The organism is Pseudomonas sp. 2848 (assembly GCF_003253945.1).
Lineage (GTDB): Bacteria > Pseudomonadota > Gammaproteobacteria > Pseudomonadales > Pseudomonadaceae > Aquipseudomonas.
In genome coordinates, this window is sequence record NZ_QKZD01000001.1 from 419,208 (window position 1) to 441,847 (window position 22,640).

21 protein-coding genes are annotated in these 22,640 nt (G+C 64.3%); 9 read left to right on the top strand and 12 right to left on the bottom strand.

The genetic code is table 11. From position 1 onward, the window contains the following. Positions 1 to 38 precede the first annotated feature (38 nt). Entirely contained in the window at positions 39 to 959 is a 921-nt protein-coding gene (locus tag DFS21_RS01945) for an AraC family transcriptional regulator (RefSeq protein WP_110697659.1), read from the bottom strand. A 201-nt stretch (positions 960 to 1,160) separates the two neighbouring features. Here DFS21_RS01945 and DFS21_RS01950 point away from each other — a divergent pair, with 201 nt between their 5' ends. Next, positions 1,161 to 1,454, top strand: coding sequence for a putative quinol monooxygenase (locus DFS21_RS01950; protein ID WP_023630181.1), 294 nt, complete (start codon positions 1,161 to 1,163; stop codon positions 1,452 to 1,454). Positions 1,455 to 1,496: 42 nt separating this feature from the next. Next, a complete protein-coding gene (locus DFS21_RS01955) occupies positions 1,497 to 1,730 on the top strand; it encodes a hypothetical protein (RefSeq protein ID WP_111531735.1) in 234 nt (77 codons plus the stop codon). On the opposite strand, the gene DFS21_RS01960 is transcribed toward DFS21_RS01955, so the two are convergent. The 7 genes from DFS21_RS01960 to bglX all read right to left on the bottom strand — a co-directional run bounded on the left by DFS21_RS01960 (position 1,731) and on the right by bglX (position 11,473). Next, positions 1,731 to 2,336: a flavin reductase family protein gene (locus DFS21_RS01960; protein ID WP_102682760.1), complete on the bottom strand. Its 606-nt coding sequence runs from the start codon at positions 2,334 to 2,336 to the stop codon at positions 1,731 to 1,733. Positions 2,337 to 2,454: 118 nt separating this feature from the next. Continuing rightward, positions 2,455 to 2,781, bottom strand: coding sequence for a hypothetical protein (locus DFS21_RS01965; RefSeq protein WP_110697663.1), 327 nt, complete (start codon positions 2,779 to 2,781; stop codon positions 2,455 to 2,457). A gap of 335 nt (positions 2,782 to 3,116) precedes the next feature. After that, complete coding sequence (locus DFS21_RS01970; RefSeq protein WP_110697665.1) at positions 3,117 to 4,268, bottom strand: Fic family protein; 1,152 nt, start codon at positions 4,266 to 4,268, stop codon at positions 3,117 to 3,119. A gap of 126 nt (positions 4,269 to 4,394) precedes the next feature. Continuing rightward, a complete protein-coding gene (locus DFS21_RS01975) occupies positions 4,395 to 5,714 on the bottom strand; it encodes an MFS transporter (protein ID WP_110697667.1) in 1,320 nt (439 codons plus the stop codon). A 270-nt stretch (positions 5,715 to 5,984) separates the two neighbouring features. After that, entirely contained in the window at positions 5,985 to 7,319 is a 1,335-nt protein-coding gene (locus tag DFS21_RS01980; RefSeq protein ID WP_111531736.1) for a sigma-54 dependent transcriptional regulator, read from the bottom strand. Next, positions 7,313 to 9,070, bottom strand: coding sequence for an ATP-binding protein (locus DFS21_RS01985; protein WP_102682755.1), 1,758 nt, complete (start codon positions 9,068 to 9,070; stop codon positions 7,313 to 7,315). Before DFS21_RS01985 ends, DFS21_RS01980 begins: the two co-directional genes overlap by 7 nt. Positions 9,071 to 9,181: 111 nt before the next feature. Continuing rightward, positions 9,182 to 11,473: a beta-glucosidase BglX gene (bglX, locus tag DFS21_RS01990; RefSeq protein WP_110697672.1), complete on the bottom strand. Its 2,292-nt coding sequence runs from the start codon at positions 11,471 to 11,473 to the stop codon at positions 9,182 to 9,184. 202 nt (positions 11,474 to 11,675) lie between these two features. On the opposite strand from bglX, the gene DFS21_RS01995 reads away from it, so the two are divergent. From DFS21_RS01995 to DFS21_RS02010, 4 genes are all read left to right on the top strand, one after another. Continuing rightward, positions 11,676 to 12,284 carry a TPM domain-containing protein gene (locus DFS21_RS01995; protein WP_102682753.1) on the top strand — a complete coding sequence of 203 codons (609 nt, stop codon included), beginning with the start codon at positions 11,676 to 11,678 and terminating at the stop codon, positions 12,282 to 12,284. Positions 12,285 to 12,382: 98 nt separating this feature from the next. Next, positions 12,383 to 13,603: an SAM-dependent methyltransferase gene (locus DFS21_RS02000; protein ID WP_110697674.1), complete on the top strand. Its 1,221-nt coding sequence runs from the start codon at positions 12,383 to 12,385 to the stop codon at positions 13,601 to 13,603. 165 nt (positions 13,604 to 13,768) lie between these two features. Next, a complete protein-coding gene (locus DFS21_RS26855; protein WP_110697676.1) occupies positions 13,769 to 14,041 on the top strand; it encodes a hypothetical protein in 273 nt (90 codons plus the stop codon). After that, positions 14,041 to 14,535, top strand: a complete 495-nt coding sequence (locus DFS21_RS02010) for an AlpA family transcriptional regulator (protein ID WP_110697678.1) — start codon at positions 14,041 to 14,043, stop codon at positions 14,533 to 14,535. The genes DFS21_RS26855 and DFS21_RS02010 overlap by 1 nt, the downstream gene beginning before the upstream one ends. Before the next feature lie 33 nt (positions 14,536 to 14,568). Here the strand turns inward: DFS21_RS02010 and DFS21_RS02015 are convergent, their stop codons facing one another. The 4 genes from DFS21_RS02015 to DFS21_RS02030 all read right to left on the bottom strand — a co-directional run bounded on the left by DFS21_RS02015 (position 14,569) and on the right by DFS21_RS02030 (position 19,801). Continuing rightward, positions 14,569 to 17,121 carry a TonB-dependent receptor gene (locus tag DFS21_RS02015; protein ID WP_110697680.1) on the bottom strand — a complete coding sequence of 851 codons (2,553 nt, stop codon included), beginning with the start codon at positions 17,119 to 17,121 and terminating at the stop codon, positions 14,569 to 14,571. Between the two features lie 120 nt (positions 17,122 to 17,241). Beyond that, complete coding sequence (locus DFS21_RS02020) at positions 17,242 to 18,189, bottom strand: FecR domain-containing protein (protein WP_111531737.1); 948 nt, start codon at positions 18,187 to 18,189, stop codon at positions 17,242 to 17,244. Continuing rightward, positions 18,186 to 18,707 (bottom strand): RNA polymerase sigma factor, encoded by a 522-nt coding sequence (locus tag DFS21_RS02025; RefSeq protein WP_102682747.1) that lies wholly within the window; start codon positions 18,705 to 18,707, stop codon positions 18,186 to 18,188. The genes DFS21_RS02020 and DFS21_RS02025 overlap by 4 nt, the downstream gene beginning before the upstream one ends. Before the next feature lie 77 nt (positions 18,708 to 18,784). Continuing rightward, complete coding sequence (locus DFS21_RS02030; RefSeq protein WP_110697684.1) at positions 18,785 to 19,801, bottom strand: DUF4917 family protein; 1,017 nt, start codon at positions 19,799 to 19,801, stop codon at positions 18,785 to 18,787. 142 nt (positions 19,802 to 19,943) lie between these two features. Between DFS21_RS02030 and DFS21_RS02035 the strand changes: the two genes are divergently transcribed. From DFS21_RS02035 to DFS21_RS02045, 3 genes are all read left to right on the top strand, one after another. Beyond that, entirely contained in the window at positions 19,944 to 21,002 is a 1,059-nt protein-coding gene (locus DFS21_RS02035; RefSeq protein ID WP_111531738.1) for a glycerophosphodiester phosphodiesterase family protein, read from the top strand. An 83-nt stretch (positions 21,003 to 21,085) separates the two neighbouring features. After that, positions 21,086 to 21,622 carry an RNA polymerase sigma factor gene (locus DFS21_RS02040; RefSeq protein ID WP_110697688.1) on the top strand — a complete coding sequence of 179 codons (537 nt, stop codon included), beginning with the start codon at positions 21,086 to 21,088 and terminating at the stop codon, positions 21,620 to 21,622. Then, positions 21,615 to 22,577, top strand: a complete 963-nt coding sequence (locus DFS21_RS02045) for a FecR family protein (RefSeq protein WP_110697690.1) — start codon at positions 21,615 to 21,617, stop codon at positions 22,575 to 22,577. The genes DFS21_RS02040 and DFS21_RS02045 overlap by 8 nt, the downstream gene beginning before the upstream one ends. The last annotated feature ends 63 nt before the right edge of the window (positions 22,578 to 22,640 follow it).

Sequence of the window (22,640 nt, forward strand, 5' to 3'; positions counted from 1 at the left end):
CCTCGATTCGCCGGCAAGCCATGGGTGCGGCGGGTCGTTCAACTGGCGCTGGCTCGCAACCTTGCCACGTCACGGATTGGCGGCGCGCCGTACAGCCGGCTGTATTCGCGGCTGAACTGGGATGGGCTCTCGTAGCCCACCCGGTAGCCGGCCACGGCAGCCTCCAAACCCTCGTTGAACATCAGGCGTCGGGCCTCCTGCAGGCGCAGTTGCTTCTGGTACTGCAAGGGGCTCATCGACGTCACCGACTTGAAGCGGTGATGCAAGGTGGAGACGCTGAGGTTCACTTCCCGAGCGAGGTCTTCGATACGCAACGGCTGGTGGTAATGGTTGTTGAGCCAGGTAATCGCCTGACAGACCCGATGGGTTTGGCTGTTGGCCAGGGCGATTTCGTACAGCCGGTAACCTTGGGGGCCGCGCAACAGGCGGTAGAAGATTTCCCGGCGGATCATCGGCGCGAGGATGGCAATGTCGCGTGGCGAGTCCAGCAGTTTGATCAGGCGGATCAACGCGTCCAGAAGCTGCGGATCGCTTTTCTCCACGTACAGGCCGAGACCTGATGGCCGGTTGGGCACCACCATCGGGCTGCTCTCGGCGATCAGTTGGCTCAGTTGCGCCGGGTCGATGTCCAGGCGCAAGCCCAGCGCGGGATGCTCGGGGCTGGCCTTGAGCAGGGCGCCGCTGATCGGCAGGGTGACCGACACCACCATGTAGTGCAGCGGATCATAGGCGTAATGTTCGTCGCCGAGGATCAGGGTCTTGCTGCCTTGGGCAAGAATGCACAACGCCGGTTGGGCCAGCGCGGGCATGCCGCGGATCTCCTCTTCGTAGCACGTAAGGTAAAGGTCCTCGATGGCCGACGCCGGGCCATGGGGCTGGCCGGCGTGGCGCTGGATCAGCGCGGCCAGTTCCTGGCGCTGCAGCTCAAGGGTCGAGTCGGGTGGCGGGAGCGTGGTCATGGCGTGGTTCCTCTACTGACCGGGCCAGCATAGGTATGGCCAATGTCGGGCGCTAGTCGAATGCTGTCGTTCGATTGCCTGATCCTGTCGCACGGCAGGATCAGGCAATCGCTCGGCAGTAATGACCTAACGTCGCGCGAGGGCGGGGCCCTAATCTTGGCAGCCTGTTTTCCCGTCCGTAGCGCTTCAAGGAGATCGTTCATGACCCAGCCTCAACCGGTCACTCACCTGGCTTTCATCCGCGCCAGCAACGGTCGTTCGGCGGAACTCGGCATGCGCCTGCGCGACCTGCTGGAGCCGTCGCTGCGGGCGCCCGGCTGCCTGAGCTTCAGTGTGCAGCGTTCGCAGGTCGATGCCGATCTGTGGCTGCTCAGCGGCAGCTGGAGCGACCAGCAGGCGATGAGCGGCTATTTCGCCTCGCCCACCCTGGAGGTGTTCGGCGAGCTGGTCCAGGCGCAGGTGGTCAGCAGCCTGGACCTGCATACCTTCGCCTGATGTGTAGAATGCCGCCCCTACATCATTCAGGCGGAGTGCAGCATGGCACGTAGAGAATTCCCCCACTTCGAAGCGGTCTCGGCGATGGTCCCGGTGCAAGGCGGCGGCTACCACGCGGCGATCGCCGTGAAGGCCCTGGGCATGGGCGGTGCGCCGCGCTTTCACAAAGTGCTCGACGGGCAGGTGTTCCAGTCGGCGATCGCGGCCGACACGGCCGCTTGTGCTGAACTCGAACGCCTGCAGGGCGTAGGCGAGGAAGGCGAACTGGTCTTCTGATCAGACCTGTGGACGGGCCATCTTGAACAGCTCGCCCAGCGCAAAGTAGTCGGCCGGGCCGCCGCCACGCAGGATCGGCTCGGCGGCGGCGGTGTCGTAGATGCCGTCCTTGAGCAGGTGCTCGGCAATGTGCACCGCCACTACCTCTCCGAGGATCAGCCAGCTGGGGACAAGTTCCTGGTCGGCGCGTTTGAGCTGGACGATCTGGCTGACCTTGCATTCGAAGCTCACCGGGCTCTCGCCCACGCGTGGCACCTTGACCACGTTGGACAGGGCCGGGGTCAGGCCACTGAGCGCGAACTCGTCGATATCTGCCGCCACCGCGGCACAGCTCTGGTTCATCTGCTCGGCCAGCGGCCGGGTAGCCAGGTTCCAGACGAACTCGCCGGTCTGCTCGATGTTGTTCAGGCTGTCTTTGCGCCCGACGCTGCAGAAACCGATGATCGGTGGGATGTAGTTGAAGGCGTTGAAGAAGCTGTAGGGCGCCAGGTTCAGGCGGCCTTCGCGATCGTGGCTGGAGATCCAGCCGATGGGCCGAGGGCCGACGATGGCGTTGAACGGGTCGTGGGGCAGGCCGTGGCCTTTGGCGGGTTCGTAGTAGTACATCTGCGCAAGGCCGCGAGGCCCTTCCTGGTGGGGGACGAGGCGCCTAGTGTGCCAAGGCTTGGCTCAACTGCAAATGATCAAGCCCGGCCGAAGCCGGGCTGGTAGCGCGCATCAGAGATCAACTGATGCGGTGGCCGTTGGTGCGGTCGAAACCATCCTCTGCGAAGCGCTGGCCGCCGGTGCGGTCGAAGCCGTCTTCGGCAAAGCGCTGGCCGCCGGTGCGGTCGAAGCCGTCTTCGGCGAAGCGCTGGCCGCCGGTACGGTCGAAGCCGTCTTCAGCGAAGCGCTGGCCGCCAGTACGATCAAAGCCATCTTCTGCGTAGTTGGACGACTGGCTCTGTGCAGCGGCAAAGGTGTGGGCGTTGGTGCGATCGAAACCGTCTTCGGCGAAGGCGCCAGTAGCCAGTACCGACAGGGCGAGGGAAAGGATCAGCTTGTTCTTCATGGTCGTAGCTCCGATGAGTGCCAGGGGTTGTTGTTTCTATGGGTTCAATATTACGCCTGTAAAATTGATTAAAAAGCGCAAAAAATAATGGATAAAAATCTAATAATTTGATTGTTTTGGGCGTGAATGGCCTTCAATGCAGTCTTCTGGCGCCCTGCTCGCCGATCAGCCCTGGAACGCAAGAATGAAAAGCGCAGACCGACGACAGGGCCATATCAGCATGTGCCCAGACAATTAATGGGAAATTAAGGCGTGGCGGCAGCGGTTCCTGGGGAGGCATGCACAGGCCGCAAGGCGGCTTGCGCCTGTTCCAGCAGCGTCATTTCGTACAAGCGTCAGGTCGCTTGGGTGTTCACCGTATAGCGGGTACTTCGCCCGCCAGCGGGCAGACGAACCAGGCAGTTTTTCTGCAGCAGGTCGGCCAGGTGCCGGGTGGCCGTGGCCTTGGAGACCTTGGCCACGGCCTGGTACTGGCTGGCGCTGATGCCATCCTCGAAGCCGCGAGACCCGCCATCGAGCAGTCGATTGAGCACCTTGACTTGTTCGGGCAACAAACCATCGCCCCGATGGATCAGCCAGAAGCGCGACTTGGCCAGCACCCGGTCAATGCGCACCAGCGCTTGCTGGAGGCTGCGCAGCAGGGTGGCAAGGAACCAGGCTAGCCAGCGTGTGACGTCCAGGTCGCCGCGCTGGCTGCTTTCAAGGGCTGCGTAGTAGCCCGAGCGATCTTCCAGGATACTGCTGGACATGGCGTAGAAACGCACCGCTCGCTGCTCGCCCTGGGCCAATGCCAGGTCTGTGATGGCGCGGGTCAGGCGGCCATTGCCATCGGCGAAGGGGTGCAGGGTGACGAACCAGAAATGGGCGAGGCCCGCACGCAGCAGGGGATCGAGTTGCCGATCATGGCGGCTGCTCTCGAACCAGTCGAGGAACTGCTGCACCTGCTGCTCCAGGCCGGCGCGTGGCGGTGCCTCAAAATGCACCTTGGGTTTGTCGATACGCCCCGATATCACCTGCATCGGGGCATGGTCGCGCCATGCGCCAATTGGCAGAGGAGGTGCGAGCGAGTCGTCGGTTTCGGGGAACAGCCAGCGGTGCCAGAGGAACAGGCGCGGCTGATCCAGCGGGCGAACATAGCCCATGGTCGCGTCCACCATCAGCTCGGCCAGGCCCTCGCTGCGTGTCGTGGTTGTTCCCGGCTCGGCAATGCCAAGCCGTCGGGCGAGGGAAGAGCGAACGGACTCCACATTCAGCTGTTCACCCTCGATGGCCGAGGACGTGACAATGTTCTGCAACAGGGTATCGAGCGTGTCCAGGTTAGCATTGGCCTCGGTCACTGCTCCCGCTCTGCCCAGCAGGCAACCCTGCGCCTGGACGCAGTCCCTGAGCAAGGGGGCAAGTTGCGACTCGTTCCAGCGAAAGCCGGGCCAGTCGGCCTGCTGCCACACCCAGAAGGTGTCTGCAGCGGTGTGCTGTTTTGAGGTCATGAGCCGAATAATAGCGCTATTCAGCTCATGTTGTGAGCCAAATAACGCTACTGTTTGGCGCGCGCCTATTAAAAAGGGGCGCTCCGTCAACCGTAGCGCCCCTTTTTCACGTTTGGCGAGCAGGGATCAGTCAGTGGTGATCCGCGAATGCTGCTTGGTGTCCTTCATCGTTGCGTACACCAGCAGCGAGCAGGCGATGCAGGCGGTGACGTACCAGTAGAAACCGGTCTCCATGCCGTTGCTCTTGAACCACAGGGCCACGTACTCGGCGGTGCCGCCGAAGATCGACACGGTCAGCGCGTAGGGTAGGCCCACGCCCAGGGCACGGATCTCGGTGGGAAACAGCTCGGCCTTCACCACGGCGTTGATCGAGGTGTAGCCACTGACAATGATCAATGCGGCCATGATCAGGAAGAACGCGCCCCACCACGTCTGGATGGTGTGCAGGGTGCTGAGGATCGGTACGGTGAACAGGGTGCCGAGCACACCGAAGGCGATCAGGATCGGGCGCCGGCCGATCTTGTCGGACAGGCCGCCGATCACCGGCTGCAGGCACATGAACAGGAACAGCGTGGCCGCCGAGATGGTGGTCGAGTCGCTGATGCTCATGCCTACGGTGTTGACCAGGTACTTCTGCATGTAGGTGGTGTAGGTGTAGAAGGCCAGGGTACCGCCCATGGTCAGGCCGACCACGGTCATCAGTTCCTTGGGATGACGCATCAGGGTGCGCATCAGGTTCTCTTTGGACTTTTCCTTCTTGGTGAAGGAGGCGGTCTCTTCCATGCCACGGCGCAGGTACAGGGCGACCACCGCGCACAGCGCGCCGATCACGAAGGGTACGCGCCAGCCCCAGGCGTACAGCTCCTCGGTAGTCAGCGTGTTCTGCAGGACGATCAGCACCGCCAGGGCGATGAGCTGGCCGGAGATCAGGGTGACGTACTGGAAGCTGGAGAAGAAGCCGCGGCGCTCCTTGCTGGCCATCTCGCTCAGGTAGGTGGCCGAGGTGCCGTATTCACCCCCTACCGAGAGGCCCTGCATCAGTCGGGCGATGACCAGCAGGACCGGTGCGGCGACGCCGATGGTCTCGTAGCCCGGCGTCAGCGCGATGACCAGCGAGCCGGCGCACATCAGCAGCACCGAGGCCATCAGCGCCGCCTTGCGGCCCTTGCGGTCGGCGTACAGGCCCATCAGCCAGCCACCGATCGGGCGCATGAGGAAGCCCACGGCAAAGATTGCGGCGGTGTTGAGCAGTTGGGCGGTGGTGTCGCCAGCGGGGAAGAAAGCCTTGGCGAAGTACAGCGAGAATGCGGCGTAGACGTACCAGTCGTACCATTCGACCATGTTGCCGATGGAACCACTGAAGATCGATTTGAGGCGGCTGGCGGTGGACTTTTCCGCGGCGGGCGCAACGGCCGCCCCGGTAGGCAGAGTGCTGGCGTTATCCATCAGGGATACCTTCTCGTTGTTTTTGTGGAGCGCGCTCGGGGGCGCAGCTTGAGAAGGGTTTTGCAGGAGGTGTGCCAAATGGGTGCTTGGTGGTCCATTTGGGGGCGTCTTGTGCCCTGTCGCTGGCGAGCCAGCTCGCACCGTATCTGGCTTGCATGGTGCCTGGTGGGCGCTGGCTTGCCAGTGATGGGCTGCCAGGAAGTTCCGGCGATTCAGCATGCAGTGAGCGAACTTCCGCTCATTTGCCTGGACCGATAAGCGGAAATCCGCTCATTCGTTGCCGAGAAAGTCCTCACGCACCAGGCCATGGCGCTGCATCTTCTCGTTCAGCGTACGCCGCGGCAGTTGCAGCGCCTCCATCACCCCCTTGATCTCGCCCCGGTGCTGGCGCAGCGCCGCACGCAAGCATTGGGCTTCGAACGCCTCCATCTGTTCGCCCAGCGACTGCCCGCCTGGCAGGCTCTCAAGGTTCTGCGAATCCAGCCCCAAGGCATGACGTTCGGCAGCATTGGCCAACTCACGCACATTGCCCGGCCAGTCGTGGGCCAGCAGCTGCGCCAATCGTCCTCCGCCGACCGGTGGGGCATGGCGGCCCAGGCGTTCGGCGGCGGTGCGAGCGAAGTGTTCGAACAGCAGCGGGATATCTTCACGGCGCTCGCGCAGCGGTGCCAGGCGCAGCTCGGCAACGTTGAGGCGGTACGCCAGGTCTTCGCGAAAGCGCCCAGCACGGGCCTCTTCAAGCAGGTCCGGTTTGGTCGCGGCGATGATGCGCAGATCGACGGCGATGCTCTGGTTGGCCCCCAGGCGCTCAAGCCTCTGCTCCTGGATCACCCGCAACAGTTTGGCTTGCTGGGCCAGGGGCATGCTCTCGATCTCGTCGAGGAACACCGTACCGCCATTGGCGTACTCCAGCTTGCCGATGCGCTTGCCCTGAGCGCCGGTAAAGGCGCCGCTTTCATGGCCGAACAGTTCGGCTTCGAACAATGTTTCGGGGATGGCCGCGCAGTTTAGCGCGACAAAGGGTTTGTCGGCGCGCGGGCCGAAGTCGTGCAGGCAGCGCGCCACGCGCTCCTTGCCGCTGCCAGTTTCGCCACGGATCAGCACGTTGACCGGCAGGCTGGCCAGCTCCAGCACCTGTCGGCGCAGTTGCTGCAACCCCTGGGACATGCCCAGCAAGGTGTTCTCCAGCTGGGCCTTGAGGTCAGCCTGCTCATGCAGGCGGCGGTTTTCCAGGACCAGCTGGCGTTTTTCCAGGGCCCGGCGCAGGCTGCCCATCAGGTGCTGTGGGGTAAAGGGCTTTTCCAGAAAGTCGTAGGCACCGTTGCGCATCGCCTCCACCGCCATGGGCACATCGCCGTGGCCGGTGAGCAGAATCACCGGCAGGTCGGGGTCGGCCTGCTGGAGCCGGTCGAGCAACTGCAGACCGGACATGCCGGGCATGCGCACGTCGCTGAGGATCACGCCGGGAAAGTGTGCCGGGAGTTGCGCCAGGCACTCCTCGGCACGCTCGAAAAGCTGCACGTTGAAGCCTGACAGGCTCAGCCATTGTTCCACCGCAGCGCGGATGCTGGCTTCGTCATCGACAACGATCACTGAATTCAACATACCGTCTCCAGGTCGCGGGGCAGGGTGAGGCTGAAGCGGGCGCCCCCCGGCAGGTTCTCGACCTGCAGGTGGCCGCCGGCATCGATGACGATGCCGTAGGAGATGGCCAGGCCCAGGCCCAGGCCCTCGCCGACCGGCTTGGTGGTGAAGAACGGGTCGAAGACCCGGCAAAGATCGGTGTCGAGGATGCCGCCACCGGAGTCGAGCACGCTCAGGCGCCACTGCGCATCGTCCGCCTCGATACGGATCTCCAGGCGTTTGTAGCGCTTGTCGGCCATGGCGTCGAGGGCGTTGCGCAGCAGGTTGATCAGCACTTGCTCCAGGCGGATCGCATCGCCACGGACCCAGGCCGGGCGCGCCAGGTACAGCGCCACCTCGACGTTTTCGGCGCGCATGCGGGTGTCCAGCAGGTGCAATGCCTGGTCGACCACGGTGGCCAGGTCCAGGCGTTCGCGCAGGCCTCCGGGGCTGTTGCGGGCGAAGGTTTTCAGGTGGCCGGTGAGCGCGGCCATGCGACTGAGCATCTGCTCGAGCGGTTCCAGGGCCTGGCGGGCTTCGTCATGACGGCCATGATCAAGCAGCAGGCGCAAGGTTTCCAGTTGCATGCGCTGGGTGGTAAGAGGCTGGTTGATCTCGTGGGCCAGCGCGGCCGACATCTGCCCCAGCGCCGCCAGCTTGGCCGACTGCACCAGGCCTTCCTGGGCCGTGCGCAGCTCGCGGGTACGCTCCTCGACCTGGCGCTTGAGCTCCTCGCGGCTGCGTTGACGCAGACGGGCCAGGCGCAGGCGCTGGCTGACGAACAGCGCGGCGAACACCAGGCTCAGCCAGATCGCCGCGGCGGCGAGGGCGGCGTTGCGCCCATCCTCGGCGACCTGCGGCTTGCGCAACAGGTGCAGGGTCCAGCCTTCGGCCTCCAGGGGCAGGCGCTCCCACAGGTACTCGGCGGTGCCATCCGGGCCTTGCACGCGGGTCAGGTGGCTGGTGTCGGTGAAGCGAGTCAGGGCCTGGTGCTGCAGGGGCACCAGCGGCTGCTTGTCGTACTGGCGGGTCTCCGCCAGCTCGGCGCGGTCGGCACCGGACAGCGGTTGCAGTTCGCGGTAACGCCAGCCGTCCTGGTTGGCAATGAAGGTGATGCCGCGGGCATCGCTGACCAGCAGGATGTCGTTGCCCTGGCGCCACTCGCGCTCGAGCTCCGGGAACTCCAGCTTGACCACCATGGCGCCGAGGAAGCGGCCATGTTCATCGTTCACCGCGCTCGCCAGGAAATAACCTGGCACGCCGCTGGTCACGCCGACGGCGTAGAAGCGGCCACTGCCCTGGCTGCGGGTCTGTTTGAAATAGGGGCGAAAGCCGTAGTTGGAACCGACATAGGTGGTCGGCAGGCGCCAGTTGCTGGCCGCGATGGCCAGGCCCGTGCGGTCCAACAGCTCCAGGGTGGAAGAGTTGGCGGCGCCGTTGATGCGTTCGAGCTTGCGGTTCAGGGCGTCCTGCACCTGTTCGGTAACCGGGCCGCGCAGGGCGGCGATCAGTTCAGGGTCCAGCGCCAGTACCGCAGGCAATGCACGGTAGCGCTCGATCAGGGTATGCAGGGCGTTGGCATACAGGCCCAGTTGCTGGCCGGCCCGGCGGGCGTCGGTTGCCATCGCCTCGCGCTTGGCCTGGTGCATGGCCCAGCCGGCGCTGAGTGTGGTGCCGACCAGGATCAGCAGGATGATCAAACCCAGGCGCAGGGTGCGGAAGGATGAGGGCATGGGGCGGATCCGGGGTTGCGGTTGTCTGTGCCGGCCTCTTCGCGGGGCAAGCCCGCTTCCACAGCGTGATGTGTGGAAACGGGCTTGTCCCGCGATGGGGCCGGGTCTGGCTTACAGCAGCTCGAAGCTCTGCTGTTGCACCGCTTCGGAATCGAGGCCGACCTGCACGTTGAACTGGCCAGCCTCGGCAACGTGCTGCAGTTGGCCATTGTAGAACTTCAGATCCTGCTCACTGATGTCGAAAGTCAAGGTTCGCGACTCGCCGGCCTTGAGCATCAGCTTCTGGAAGTTCTTCAGCTCCTTCACCGGGCGGCTCATCGACGCGCTCTGGTCCTGGATATACAGCTGCACCACGGTCTCGCCGTCACGCTTGCCGGTGTTCTTCACGACGACCTTGGCCTTGAGGGTCGCGCCGCGCTTTAGCTCGGTCTGCGACAAGGTCAGGTCGGACAGTTCGAAGCTGGTGTAGCTCAGGCCGTAGCCGAACGGATACAGCGGGCCGTTTGGCTCCTCGAAGTATTGCGAGGTGTAGTTGCCCGGCTTGCCTGGGGTGAACGGGCGGCCGATGCGCATGTGGTTGTAGTACATCGGGATCTGCCCGACCGAACGCGGGAAGGTGATGGCCAGCCGCCCGGACGGGTTGTAGTCGCCAAACAGTACGTCGGCGATGGCGTTGCCGCCTTCGGTGCCGCTGAACCAGGTTTCGAGGATGGCGTCGGCCTGCTCGCGTTCCCAGGCGATCGACAGCGGACGACCGTTCATCAGCACCAGCACCAGGGGTTTTCCGGTGGCCTTGAGCGCCTTGATCAGGTCGCGTTGTACCGCGGGGATCTCCAGGGTGGTGCGGCTTGAGGACTCGTGGGACATGCCCCGGGACTCGCCGACCACGGCCACGACCACGTCCGATTGCCTGGCGGCCTTGACCGCTTCGTCGATCAGCACTGCGGCCGGACGCGGGTCGTCGACGATTTCCGGGGCGTCGAAGTTGAGGAAGTTCAGGTAATCGAACATCGCCTTGTCGCCAGTGACGTTCGAGCCCTTGGCGTACACCAGCTTGGCCTTGCCTTCGACGGCGCGGCGCAAACCTTCACGCACGGTCACCGAGTGCTGCGGTTTACCGTCGGCGGCCCAACTGCCCATCATGTCGATCGGCGCATCGGCAAGTGGGCCGACCACGGCGATGGTGCCGGCCTTTTTCAGGGGCAGGGTCTGCTCGCGGTTTTCCAGCAGCACCAGGCCGCGGCGTGCCACGTCACGCGCAGCTTCGCGGTGCAGGCGGTCCTCGGCGTAGTAGTCCTTCAGGTCGGTCTCAGGCTTTGGAATGCGCACGTAGGGGTCTTTGAACAGACCCATGTCGTACTTGGCGCCCAGCACTTCACGCACTGCCTGGTCCAGTTCTGCCTGGCTGACCTCACCGGACTTCAACAACCCAGGCAGTTCTTCGCCGTAGAGGGTGTCGTTCATGCTCATGTCGATGCCGGCCTTGATCGCCAGCTTGGCGGCTTCGCGGCCGTCACGGGCCACGCCATGGCGGATCAGTTCCTGGATGGCGCCGTGGTCGCTGATGGTCACGCCCTTGAAGCCCCACTGCTTGCGCAGCAAGTCGTTCATCAGCCAGGTGTTGGACGTGGCCGGCACGCCGTTGATCGAGTTCAGCGCCACCATTACCCCGCCAGCACCGGCGTCGAGCGCGGCGCGGTAGGGCGGCAGGTAGTCGTTGTACATCTTCGGCAGGCTCATATCGACCGTGTTGTAGTCGCGGCCCCCTTCCACGGCGCCGTACAGGGCGAAGTGCTTGACGATGGCCATGATGCTGTCGGCATTGGCCGGGCTCGACCCCTGGAACGACTTGACCATCACCTGGCCGATCTTCGAAGTCAGGTAGGTGTCCTCGCCAAAGCCTTCGCTGGTGCGCCCCCAACGCGGGTCGCGGGCAATGTCGACCATCGGTGCGAAGGTCATGTCCAGCGAGTCGGCGGCCGCCTCGACGGCCGAGGTGCGGCCGACCTTGGCGATGGCGTCCATATCCCAGGACGAGGCCAGGCCCAGGCCGATCGGGAAGATGGTGCGTTCGCCATGGATGGTGTCGTAGGCGAAGAACATCGGGATCTTGAGGCGGCTGCGCATGGCCGCGTCCTGCATCGGACGGTTCTCCGGGGCGGTGCGCGAGTTGAAGGTGCCGCCGATGCGTCCGGCGGCGATTTCCTCGCGGATCTTCGCGTGGGGCATCTCGGGGCCGATGCTGATCAGGCGCAGCTGGCCGATCTTCTCGGCCTCGGTCATCTGGCTGATCAGATGGTCGACGAACGCCTGCTTGTCCTGCAGGGGCGGGGCGATAGGGGCGGCAAGGGCCGCCTGACTGGCAAGGCCCATGGCCAGGCCCAGCAAAGACAGTTTCATCATCAATTCCGTTGTCGAGTGATAGCGGTGGGCCGAGACGTTTCGTATGCCTGTTGTTGTCGTGTCCGCTGGCCGTGTTGTGGATCATTCATCCATGATCCGACGCAGTCGCGGATTATGCCTTATATGAGGCATTTGTTGAGATACACTCTCGCCCACCCGATTGCCGGGATAACAACGATAAGAACGCTCGAGAGACGATGGCATGACCGAATACGAACAGCGCCAGATCGCCGAGGCGATTGCACGCGCCGAACGGCGCACCGATGCGGAGCTTGTGACCGTGCTGGCCCGCCGCGCCGATGATTTCCCCTACCTGCCGTTGATCTGGGCCGCCTTGCTGGCCTTGTTGATACCCGGCGCGTTGCATGTGTGGCTGGGTGGTATCGGCGTCAATGGCCTGTTGTTGGCGCAGATGCTGACCTTCATCAGCTTGTGCCTGGTGTTGCGCCATCCGCGCCTGGCTGCCTGGGTGGTGCCGTCGATGTTGCGCCGCCGGCGCGCTTCGGGCCTGGCCCGCCAGCAGTTTCTCGAGCTCAACCTGCAGCGTACCGCCGGGGCCACGGGCGTGCTGATCTTCGTCAGCGAAGCCGAACGCCATGTCGAGATCCTGGTCGACGAGGGCATCGCCCGGCACCTGCCCGAGCAGGCGCGCGAGGCGATCGTCGCCCGTTTCACCGACCAGGTGCGCCAGGGCCATACCTTGCAGGGCTTCGTCGAATGCATCGAGGCCTGCGGCGAGCTGCTCAGCGAACATGTACCCCCGACCCATGCGCGCAACGAACTGCCCAACCGCCTGGTGATTCTCGACTGACCGTTGGCGAGCAAGGGCATGTTTCGCCAGGGGCATCATCGACGTAGAATGCCCGGCATTGCGCATCGCGCTCCCCGCATTTCGAGGCACCCGTTCCCATGTCTTCCCCTTCCTCCGCCCATGGCGCGCCGGACGCGCGCGCCCAGTTCCTGAGCCTGCTCGCCGATGCGCTGGGCGACGGCAGCCTGAGCAAGCTGGTGCTGGCCCGCCATGTCGGTACCGACCAGACCCTGCAGCGGATCATCGCCAAGGCGGTGCAGATCAAGGGCCAGGCCTGCCTGTCGTTGGTCTACCGTCACCAGACCCGCGACATTACTCGCAACCTGGGGTTGGACGAGGCGCAGGCGCTGGTGGCCGAACTGCTCCCCGAGAGCTTTCGCAACGCGCACCTGTTCACCCCGGCCGGTGAGGTGCAACTGGAGTTCAGCAAGAAGGGCAAGCCGATGCTGCGCCGGCACCTGGCCCAGCAGGCGCCCCGCGAGACGGGCGCGGGTGGCCATGACCGGCAGAAGAAGCGTTACCTGGAGCTGTCGCGGCCGTTCCTGCGCGACCTGGGGGTGACTGACGCGCAGGGCGCGCTGATCCCGTCCATGTCGCGCAAATGGAAGCAGATCAACAAGTTCATCGAGGTCTTCGACCATGCCTTGAGCGACGCGCCCGTGGACGCCCAGCAGAGCCTGAAGGTCGCCGACTTCGGTTCGGGCAAGGGCTATCTGACCTTTGCCATGCACGACTACCTGCGCAACACCCTCGCCCGTGAGGCGCAGGTCACGGGTGTCGAGCTGCGCCCGGACATGGTCGAGTTGTGCAACGCCGCCGCCGCGCGCCTGGAGCACCCGGGCCTGGTGTTCGAATGCGGCGATGTGCGCAGCGTGGTGCCTGAGGCCATCGATGTGATGATCGCCTTGCATGCCTGCGACATCGCCACCGACTATGCCATCCACAGCGGTATTCGCTGCAACGCCGCGATCATCATGTGCTCGCCGTGCTGCCACAAGCAGATTCGCCCGCAGTTGCACAGCCCGGGGCTGTTGCAACCGATGCTGCAGTACGGGCTGCACCTGGGCCAGCAGGCCGAGATGCTCACCGACAGCTTGCGCGCCCTTTACCTGGAGGCTTGCGGCTACGAGACCAAGGTGTTCGAGTTCATCTCGCTCGAGCATACCAACAAGAACAAGATGATCCTTGCGGTCAAGCGTCGGCAGCCCAAGGACAATGCGGGTCTGCTGGAGAAAATCGCCGAGCTCAAGACGTTCTATGGGGTGCGCGAGCATTGCCTGGAGACGTTGTTGAAGGCGGATGGGCTGATCGCTGGATAATCGATCTACAGCACTTTCACAAATTTGGTTAGGTCGTTTCCGAAGCGACCTTTTTGAGCCCGTTTCATCCCTCTGGCACCTAGTCTGGCTTGTGATGACGCCTGTCGGCGTCGCATGGTTGTCACTTGACAACCTATCTCTCATATCCATACTGGAGCTCAACCGATGGTCCGTCCCCTCCATCCAAACAAGGAAGTCGAACAGTCCCTGACGCACGACGAGGCGCGGGGCTGGAGAGTCTCTGTGGGAGGTGGCCATTGCTGGGGTCGGATCTATTGCCCTAACAACGACCGCGAATGCCGCTGCGGCGAGTTCTGCATCACCAGCGTGTGGAGCACGCCCAGAAACCCGGGCACCTTCGCCCGCCAGTTACGCCGGATCGTGGACAACTGTACGTCGACAAGCGCGATAGCCAATCAGTCAGTGGAGCGAAAGTGATGGAGTACGAGTTCACCCTCAAATACCAATTGACCGAGGACATGGACGTCGATGCGCTGATCGAGCGCCTGGGGGAGGCCGGTTGCGATGATGCAGTGGTCGGTAGCGGCCAGCCGGGCCGTCTGGCCCTGGCCTTCGCCCGCGAGGGCGGCACGGCGCGGGAGGCACTGCACAGCGCCCTGGCGGATGTGCGGCAAGTGTTGCCGGATGCCCGGCTGATCGAGGCCAGCCCCGACCTGGTTGGCCTGACCGATGTGGCGGAGCTGGTGGGGGTGTCCCGGCAGAACATGCGCAAGCTCATGCTCACCCATCACCGCAGCTTTCCGGCCCCGGTGCATGACGGCACGCTCTCGCTCTGGCACCTCGCCGACATCCTGTCGTGGATGCAGGCACGCGGTACGCATACGGTTGCCCAGGCAGTCCATGAGCTGGCCATCGTGGCGATGCAGGTGAATGTCGCCAGGGCCCAGGAGCGGGTGTCGAACGGCAGGTGATGCACTCCGTTGCATCATTGCCTGCCAGCGGGTTCAGAAGAACCGAGTCACGCTGATCTTGGCATTGCGCCCCTGGGTATAGGCGTTCTCGCCCGACAGCTCCGGCCGGATGGCCTTGTTGAACAGGTTGTCCACGGTCAGGTTGACCTCGGTGCCCTTGAGGTAGGGTTGCTGCGGCTTCCAGTTGGCGAACAGGCCATGGATCTGGTACTTCTCGTTGCCGAAGTTGTCGTAGTAGCGGTCACCGAGCGCGCTGGCCGGGCCCTCGAAGTACTTGTCGCTGGGCAGGTGGTGGGTGGCGCCGACGAACTGCGCGGTCCAGCCGACCCGGGCGTCCCAGGCCGGGATCTTCACGCCAAGGGTGGTGATCCATTTCGGTGCCGGTACATCCTTGGCCCAGACATCCGGCCCCCAGGGGTTGGTGTACGCGCCCTCGTGGCGACCCTCCATCCAAGAGTACGACAGCGCACCGAACCAATAGGTGGCGTCGTAGAAGGTCTCGACTTCGAAACCCTTGTAGGTCACATCGCCGATATTGCGGTAGTTGCCCATCAGCCCGTCGCCGCAGGTGTTGGCAATGGTGCCGCCGCTGACCAGTTGCTCCTGGCAGCCGATGCCGGTGGCCTTGAAGATCTCGTCAGTGACCTTGTTGTGGAATGCCATGGTGCGAATCTGCGCGCTGTCGCCTTGGCTGAACACATTGGTGAAGGTACTGATGCTACCGACCCGCACACCGGTGATGCGCTCGGGGTCGAGGTTGCGACTGGTGGCGGTGCGGCTGCCGACACCCTGCACTTCATACTGTTCATCCAGCACCGGGGCGCGCCAGGTCTTGCTGTAGTCGGCGAACAGCGCGGTCTGTTCGTTCATCTTCCAGAACAGCGACAGACGTGGTGACCAGCCGCTGTAGGTCTTGTCGCTGTAGTCGTGGCCAGCCGCGGGGTTGTTGTAGTACGGCGCCTGGTTAGGCTTGCCCTCGTTGGTCACGTGGTCGTAGCGCAACGATGGCGTGATGGTCAGGTCGCCCAGGGTGATGGCGTCCTGCAAGTAGTAGCCCTGGCTGTCGACCTGGCCACTGGGCATGAAGTACGGCTGGTAGTAACCATAGTTGTACTTGGGTACTTCGTAGGTCTTGCCGGGCATCCACATCTGCGTGTCGCGGTCATGGCGACGCACCTGCACGCCTGCGGTGAGCGCATGTTCCAGGGGACCGGTGAGGAAGGTGCTGGTGTTCTTCACATCAAGCATGCGGTCCTTGTACTCGGTGTCCATCTTGCGCCCACCGGTGGCGGGCTGGAAGAACGCCGTGGCGTCGCGCTCATCGGTCTGCTTGGTGTCCGATTCGGAGTACTTCACCTGCAGGTCCACCCACGGGTTTTCGATCGGTTGGTACTTGTAGGTAGCCGACCAGGTGGTGTCGATGGTGCGGCGGTTGGCGAGGAAACGCTTGAGGGCGGCTTCGTAGCCGTACTTCTTGATATCCGCCGCAGTGGGGGGCGTGCTGAAGGCGGTCGATGAGAAGGTGGTCCAGCGCTGGCTTTCCGATTGTGCCCAGGACAGCCCCAGGCTGTGCTCGTCGGTGAAATGTATGTTGGTCTTTAGCAGAGCGCCGTCCAGGTCCAGGGCGCTGTAGGGGATGCGCTGGGGGTTGATCGGCCATTTGCCGGTGGGGTCGGGCAGGCTGTCGGCCATCTTCAGGTTGCCGCCGTCGCGCTTGGTGTAATACACCAGGCCGTCGATGCGACCGTCGTCGGTACGGCCGAACAATGCCGAGCTGTAGATCTGCTGGTGGTCGTTGCTGCCATAGCCGTACTTGAGCATCGCACCGCTGTTGCGGCCCTCTTGCAGCAAGTCGCCGGCGTCCTTGGTTTCCATATTGACGCTGCCGCCGAAGCCGCCGTTGCCAGTCTTGACCGAGTGCGGGCCTTTTTCGACCTCGATGTGCTTGATCAGCTCGGGCTCGATGAAGATGGTGCCTTGCTGATAGCGCTCAAAGCCGCTCTTGGGCGCACCGTCGAGGGTCATCGGCACGTCCTCGGCGTCGCCAAAGCCCCAGATGTTGATGGTCTGGCCGCCGGGCTTGGACGAGCCGCCCATGTTTACCCCCGGCAGGGTCGCCAGCACGCTGGGAATATTGCTGGGCTGGTAGCGGTCGATCTGCTCCTGGTCGAGCGTCGAGCGCCCGACGTTGCCAGCGTCGACCTGCTGCCCGTCACCCACGATGCTCACGGCACCGAGTTGCAGGCTGTTGTCGGCAGTCGGGTCGTCTTCGCGCAGGCGTACCACGTAGGTGTTGCCCATGCGCACCAAGTTGAAGCGGCTGCCGACCAGCAGGCGGCTGATAGCCACTTCGGCTTCGAAGTCGCCCTTGAGCGCCGGTGCCTGGGCACCGCCTAGCAGGGCCTCGTCGAACAGCAGCTGGACCTTGGCCTGCTGGGCCAGTTGGCTCAGCGAGCGCGCCAGCGGTTGCGCCGGCAGGTCGAACGGTACCGGTGCGGCTTCGGCGGCCAGGCTCATGGCCAGGCACAGGGCCAGCAATGTGGGTCGGACAGGCAGGCAGTGCAATGGACGCAACGCGGACAACATGGTTTCCCCCAAACGGCAAAAGGCCGGAAAAAGCCCGCCATCACGCGGCAGGCGGGGAGGAAGACGCGATGTTGCGACAAAACCTCACCTGCGAATGATAAAAATTCTCAAACTATTTTTTCAGCGCCGCTCGATGCGCAGGCGCCCGTCCGCCAGCAAGGTGGTCTTGACCGGCAACAGGGCGGGCAGGGCATTGAGCAGGGCGTCCGGGTCGTGGACGTCGAGATTGCCGGACACCTTGTAGAGGCCAAGCGTCGGGTCGGCCAGCACCACCGGCTGCTGGCGATACAGGCCGAGCTCGTCAATCAGGCTGGCCAGTTCGCGGTTGCGGAAGCTCACGTGGCCCTCGCGCCAGTCGGCCACCTGTTGTTCGCCCAGTTCACGGCGGGTCAGGGTGCCGCGTGCCAGGTCGTAGGTGGCGCCCTGGCGGGCACCGAGCAACAATGGCGGTTGTCGCTCGCCGGGGGTGTCGAACGCTACTTGGCCGTGGGCGACCGTCACCACCAGTTCGCGGTCGCCCCGGCGCACATCGAAGCCAGTGCCGACCACGCGCACGCGGCCGCTGCCCGCATCGACGAACAGCGGCCGCTCCTTGTCGGGTGCCACCTCGATATACAGCTGGCCATGTTCGAGCTGGATCAGCCGCTGTTCGGCGCTGAAGTCCAGGCGCAGGCGGGTCTGGGCGTTGACATGCAGCTGGCTGCCATCGGGCAGTTGCAGCACCTGCAGGGCCTGGCTGGCGCTGATGCGTTGGCTGAAGGCTTCGCTACCCGCGCCCAGGTTGCCGGCCAGTATGGCGCAGAGCAGGGCCGCCGCCGTTGCCAGGGCCGGGCGCCAGCGCGGCGCCCGGCGTACCGGCAAGGGCACGGGGCGATTGGCTTGCTTGAGTGCGGCCAGGTCATCCCACAGCTGTTCGAACTGGCGATAGGCGCGGGTGTGCTCGGGCGTCTGCATCCACCGGGCGAATGCCTTGCGGTCTTGCCGTGACGGCTGGTTGCGGTTGCGGCTGAACCAACTCGCCGCCTGGGCGTCGATCGGGCGCGGGTCGAGCTCGTCGGTGGGGGTCATGGGAACTGCTCCGTGCCGTTGTCACTGTCCAGGCGTTGCTTGCATTGCAGCAGGGCGGCGGCGATGTGCTTTTCGACCATGCTGACGGAAATGTTCATGCGTTCGGCGATCTGGGCCTGGGTCAGGCCTTCGAAACGGTGCAGCATAAGGGCCTCGCGGCGTCGCGGCGAGAGTTCTGCGAGCACCTGACGCAATTGATCCAGCCGTTGTTGCTGTTGGGCATGGTCCAGGGGGTCATTGGCCGGCGCGCTCTGCTGCTCGGGCAGGGTGTCGTCGGCCAGCGCCGCATGGCGCACCTTCTGCCTGCGCCAATGGTCGCTCAGCAGGTTGCGTGCCACCTGGAACAGGAACGCGCGCGGCTGCTCCACCTTGGCCCGATCCCGGTAACCCAGCCATTGGGCGAACACATCCTGGGTCATGTCCGCGGCGTCACTGGCATTGTCCATGCGCTTGCGCAGGAAATGCAGGATGTCGGCATAGAAACCGTGGGCGACGGGGTCGGGTTTGGGGCGCTGCATGCACGCTTTCCGGGGCTGGCGGGAAGGAAAGGGTGCGGATCTTATCGAGAATTATTTACATTTGCAAAGTGTGCGGCTCAGCGCCGTCGATCCTGTGTGGCCGGAACGGGGATGGCCAGTTCAGCCAAGCCTAGGGGGTGGCTGGAGGCATCGAAAAAGTGCAGCGGAACCTGCGAAAGATCGCCAAAGCGATCAATGAAGTGCTGCTTCTGGTTGATGACCGAGGCCTCGCTTAGCGGCCGGATCGCGATGGCCAGGTGCTTGGGCCGAGCCAGGCGGATGGCGTCGAGCAGGTGCTGGTCGCTCGTGTCCAGGTGCTGGCCGAACAAGCATAGTCCGTCGTGTTCGCGGGCCAGCTGTCCCAGGCTCCAGGACAGGTAGTCGGAGTTGCGGATGGCACGCAGCTTGTCTTCGCTGCGGCTTTCGTTGACGAACAGCGGTACTTCGCCGGGAATGTTCACGGCGAAGCCTTCGAGCAGTTCGGCCTGTTCCGCGCTGCGTCGGCGGGTACTGCCATCAGGCAGCTTGAGCAGGTGCATGCCGCCGTGCAGGTGCAGGATGCGGATACCGTCGGCTTGCCTGCGGCGCACGTCGAAGAAACCCTGTTCGTCGAACAGGTTGGCGAAACCTTGCGTATCCTCGGCCACGGCCCAGGGCAGGATCAGGTCGTAGTTGCTGGTGTAGACGCTGCGGTACTGGCGCAGCGCGTGGTTGATGGCCGTACGCGTCGCGCTTGGGAAGCGCGGCCAGGGCAGGTGCACGGCGCGCACCGCGTGGATCAGCGCTTCCTTGATCGAGTAGTAGCGGTTCAGCGGCGCGGTGGAGTTGATCGCCAGCGCGGCGTTGGCCCGCACGGTGGTGTTCAGGGTGCTGAGCAGCGGCTCGAACAGCTCACTGCCCAGGGCCTTGAACAGTGCCTGGTCGCTCACCCCCAAAGCCTTGTGCCGCACCCGCTGGGCTTCCTCGAACAGCGAGAAATAGCCGAACGGTTTCCACAGCGCGCGGCTGGCACCATTGCCCAGCAGCAGGGCGGTGCTGGGGTGGCGCTGGTTGAGGTCGGCCCAGGTGGGCAAGTGGGCGTCGAGTGCGGGCATGGGCGGTCCATTGGGTGAGGCGGAAAACGCCGGGGACTTTAGCATGTCATGCAGAGTGTGCGAGGCTTGCGCCCTCAAGGACTGCACCGTTGACCTTGCCGGCGTCTTCCAGAGGCCGGCCCCGATCTGCAAAGGACTACCCATGTACAAGACCCTTCTCCTGGCCACCTTGCTGGCGAGTACCGCAGCCCATGCCACCGACGGCAAGGCCCTTGCCAAGGCCCAGGACATCCCGCATCCGGCCGTGATCGCCCACCGTGGCGCTTCGTTCGACGCTCCCGAGTCCACCACACCCGCCTACCTGCTGGCCCGCGAACTGGGCGCCGACTACCTGGAAATGGACTTGCAGCGTACCCGCGATGGCGTGCTGGTGGTGGTCCACGACGATGTGCTGGCCCGCACCAGCGACGTCGCCGAACGTTACCCCGAGCGCAAGGCGAGCCCGGTCAGCGCCTTCACCCTGGCCGAACTCAAGGCGCTGGACGCCGGCAGCTGGTTCAACAAAGCCTATCCAGAGCGTGCCCGCGAAGCGTTCAAGGGCCAGCGTATCCTTACCCTGGACGAAGTGATCGATATCGCCGAAGGCAACCCCGAGCGTCACCCAGGCCTTTACATCGAGACCAAGGAGCCGGCGCAGTTTCCCGGTATCGAGCAGGACCTGAAAAAGCGCCTCGAGGCCCGTGGCTGGCTCGACAAGCCGGGCAGGGTGATCTTGCAGACCTTCGATCGCAACAGCCTCAAGCTGCTGCACGAGGCCATGCCGCAGGTGCCGAAGATCCTCTTGCTGTGGGTGGCCAAGGGCAGCATCGAGCCGGCTTCCGGGCAGGACTTCGCCGAATCCGGTGAGCAGGACAAGTCGGCCTTCCACGCCCGTCAGCAACCCAAGGACCGTGCCGAGTTCCAACGTTGGCTCGACTATGCCAAGGCCGGCGGTGCCATTGGTACCGGCCCTTCGGCAATCCGCACTCACCTCGGCGAGCAGAGCTACTCCGACCTGATCCAGCCGTGGATGAACCAGGCCAGCCACGACAAGGGGCTGCTGGTGCACGTGTACACCCTCGACGAGGCGGTGGATTTCGACAAGGCGATGAAAGCCGGCGTCGACGGCATTTTCACCAACCGTGCCGGTGAGCTGATGCGTTTCTATAAACGACCGATGCCACAGAACGAAGGCCAGTTGCTGCGCAAGCTGGGTTACTGATCGGCAACATGATGCTGGCGATGGACGATTGACATGTGTGAGAATGATAGGAATTCCTATTAACGGCCTTCGCCACATCCGCAATGACCTCCCTTTCCAGCGTTTGGCACGCCCGGCCAGCTCTCAAAGCGGCCGTCGACGACCTGCTTGCCCATTACAGCGATCTGCGCCGCTACCTCTGCGGGCGGCTGCGCAACCCTGATGACGCCGCTGATATTGCCCAGTCCAGCTTCGCCCAGGCATACGCCCATGCGCTCAACGCACCGGTAATCAATGCCCGGGCCTTACTGTTCCAGGCAGCGCGCAACTTGTGCATCGACCAGCACCGTCGGCGTAGCACCGAACTGGCGGCGCTGGAAGACTGGCTGGCACGGGCCGACTGGCTCAGCCCCAGCGTGGAAGAGATCATGATCGCGCGCGAACAGCTGCAGCACCTGATTGCCCGCATCGAACGCATGCCCAAGCTGCGCCGCGAAGTGTTCGTGCGCGTGCGCCTGCACGGCCACAGCCACCGTGAAGTGTGCGAGGCCCTGGGGCTGTCGGCCAAGTCGGTCGAGCTGCATATCGCCCGGGCGGTCTTTGACCTGTCCGAACTGCGCCTGGCGAGCCGTCATGACTGAGCCGGCCGCGCCGCGCAAAGTGCAGCAGGCGCTGGTCTACCTGGCGGCGCTGCAAGGGGATGATCCCGAACGCGTGCGCAAGACCCATGGCCGGGTGCAGCGCTGGCGCGGACGCAGCGCCGAGCATGAGCGCGCCTGGCTGGAGGCCGAGCAGCGCTGGCAACTGGTTCACCGCCTCGCTCCGCAACTGCGTGGCGCCTTGCAACCGCAGGCCTGTGATGTGGGGCGTCGGCGGGTGCTGCGCCAGGGCGGCGCGCTGGCCTTGCTGCTGGCCGCAGGTGGTTGGCTGGGCTGGATGTACAAGCGCACCGCAGCGTTCGGCCAGGACCTGCAGACGGCCCACGCGCAAGCGCCGCAGGCCTTGGCATTGCCCGATGGCAGCCAATTGCTGGTGGCGGCCGAAAGCAACCTGCGCGTGCGCTTCGATCATGGCCAGCGCCAGGTCCTGCTGCTGCACGGCAATGTCTACTTCGATGTGGCTCATGAGCTGTGGCGACCGTTCCTGATCAGCACGCGCCTGGGCGTGGTACAGGTGCTGGGCACCGCGTTCACGGTCAGCGACCGTGGTGGCCAGGTCCAGGTGGCTGTAGCCAGGGGGCGGGTACAGGTACGCGATCTGCAGGGCGGCGAACAGGTGTTGCAGGCTGGCGAGCGCATCTGCCTGGAGGGCGAAGGGCGGTTGGGCAGCCTGCGCGCCGGTGGCCAGTACGGTCCGGACCAGGCGCATTGGCAGCGCGGTTGGTGGTCGTTCACCGACCAGCCGCTGGTCGAGGTGATCGGTGAGCTGAACGCTTATGCCGCGCAGGCCGTCAAGGTCGAACCCGGGCTGGTCAACCTGCGATTGACCGGGAGTTTCCCCAGTGATCGGCCAGAGGTATTGCTCGATGCCTTGCCGGGCATCCTGCCGGTCAGCGTGCAGGCGTTGGGTGGGCAACGTCTGATCGTGCCGCGCTGATCCTCTGAAAAACGTTTGAGGGGTAAACCGCCGCTGCCGCGTCATCAGCTGTGAACCCACCTG